The sequence below is a fragment of the Methanofollis sp. UBA420 genome, assembly GCF_002498315.1.
In the GTDB taxonomy this organism is placed as follows: Archaea; Halobacteriota; Methanomicrobia; order Methanomicrobiales; family Methanofollaceae; genus Methanofollis.
In genome coordinates, this window is the sequence record NZ_DAGX01000005.1 from 95490 (window position 1) to 95759 (window position 270).

Below are 270 nucleotides of genomic sequence, written 5' to 3' on the forward strand. Positions count from 1 at the left end.
CGGAGCAAAGGGCGCCAGGTCGCCCTGTACCGCGTCGACGAGACGGGTCGCCGCCTCCTTGTGATCTTGCCGAAGAGGAGCGATCTGCCGGTGGGAACTCTCCTCTCCGTCCTGCAGCAGGCGAACCTGCACAAAGAGCGTTTTGTCCTCCTCGTCAGCGAGGCCGCGACGGTCTCCTGAGCGGGAAGGTATTCGAGGGATGCCGTCTCCATAGATGGTGATGGATCTTCCCGTCTGTGCATGCACGATCGCCGGTTCCGACTCGGGGGG

Annotated in this window: 1 protein-coding gene; it reads left to right on the forward strand. The window is 63.7% G+C overall.

Features of this window, described 5'->3' with window-relative positions:
* Positions 1 to 180, forward strand: a 180-nt coding sequence (locus BP869_RS06660) for a hypothetical protein (RefSeq protein ID WP_342678075.1), incomplete at its 5' end; no start/stop codon positions are given.
* Between the last annotated feature and the right edge of the window lie 90 nt (positions 181 to 270).